Source organism: Corynebacterium sp. KPL2850, assembly GCF_040225855.1.
Classification (GTDB): Bacteria; Actinomycetota; Actinomycetes; order Mycobacteriales; family Mycobacteriaceae; genus Corynebacterium.
The window spans coordinates 1-1,025 of sequence record NZ_JBEHFV010000073.1; the positions used below are offsets into that span (position 1 = coordinate 1).

A 1,025-nucleotide genomic window follows, 5' to 3' on the forward strand; every position below is an offset into this window, starting at 1 on the left:
GAAGCCGCCGGATCAGCTACACTTACTATCGCATCTTGATTAAATCCCCGTGTCCACTTTCCGGGGTTCGGGCCCACTCCCGAAATTACGGCAAGTAGCAAGACTAATGTCCAAGCAACAACTTGTACGCTGATGCTGTAAAAATTCCACTTCAACAGGAATATAAAAGCCGTCAACGGGATAGCAAGCCTGTAGAGAACTCCTCTATACGGCAAGAACAACGTTGGCAGAGTCAGCAACGCTATCGGAAGCACTACAGCGGTAACCGCATCGATAACAGTCGTCCCCACCTTGCGAAGTGGGTACAAGACTCGAGTAGGTGCTGCGAATAGGGGAATAAACCCGACAGAAATTGCGGCACGTACGGTTTCCACACCACGTAAAACCAGCCGGACAATCCATGGCCCGATGGCGGCAAAAACACCGGTAGCCATAAACACAACGCCGATAAACATCACGCCGGCAGTAACCACGCGTAAAAGTAACTGCCCCGCACCAAACAGGCCTGTAACCAGCAAGGCCAGCTGGTTGCCAACAAAGCACACCAGCATCACACCAACAGTGGCGAACGCCGCAGCAATCCCCACGCCGACAGCAATCACCGGCGGCGCCAAAACGGGAAGAAGCAAAAGCGTCGCCACTGCCATCGTCAGAAGCGATACAGCAACCACAGCTGCCAACGCCAGGATGACAGGCGCGACAGCTTTCTTCAGCAACGGAAACGCCGCTACATTCGACGCAACCCACGCCACAGAAGCCACATAAAAAATAATCGACGCCGGAATAGCAACAAGCGCCGTCACAAACGCCGCCACCCCAGACCCGGCCACCGGCAACAAGGCCCTCACCGTAGTAAACATCAAAAACAATGCAGCCAGCACAAAACGCGCTAACGGTCGAATAACAACCACCGCCGCCCGAAGCTGCTTACCCGCCAGCCGAGCCGTTACCGGGCCCGAACCCCGGAAAGTGGACACGGGGATTTAATCAAGATGCGATAGTAAGTGTAGCTGATCCGGCGGCTT

General features: G+C 54.7%; 1 protein-coding gene. It reads right to left on the reverse strand.

Annotated elements, in window-relative coordinates; all coding sequences use genetic code 11:
* Window positions 1-911: hypothetical protein (locus ABRP93_RS11615; RefSeq protein WP_502879668.1), on the reverse strand; the 911-nt coding region annotated here is incomplete at its 3' end.
* Window positions 912-1,025 lie beyond the last annotated feature (114 nt).